Origin of the sequence: Olleya sp. Ti.3.14 (assembly GCF_038154885.1) — a bacterium.
Lineage (GTDB): Bacteria > Bacteroidota > Bacteroidia > Flavobacteriales > Flavobacteriaceae > Olleya.
The window spans coordinates 1-294 of record NZ_JBAKAO010000060.1 but is presented as its reverse complement, the minus strand read 5'-3'; the positions used below and the strand labels follow the sequence as shown (position 1 = coordinate 294).

The 294-nt window shown below is 31.3% G+C and carries 1 pseudogene; it reads left to right on the top strand.

The features are described from left to right. Positions 1–278, top strand: a pseudogene (locus tag V6251_RS15280) (insulinase family protein); the annotation flags it as partial. Positions 279–294 lie beyond the last annotated feature (16 nt).

Sequence of the window (294 nt, the reverse complement as noted above, 5' to 3'; positions counted from 1 at the left end):
CTGTTTTTGAAGAGTTTAATAGAGGTCAGGATAATGATGGTCGTAAACGTTATGCAGCTATGCTGGAAGGTATATTCCCTAATCATCCTTATGGTCAGCAATCTACTATTGGTACTGCAGAGCATTTAAAAAATCCTTCTATGATAGATATTAATAACTATTTTGACAAATATTATGTACCAAAAAATATGGCAGTCGTTTTAGTAGGTGATTTAGATTTTGAATCAACCATACAAAAAGTGAATAATACCTTTGGTAAGTTTGAAAGAAAAGAAGTATAACATCCTGTATTAC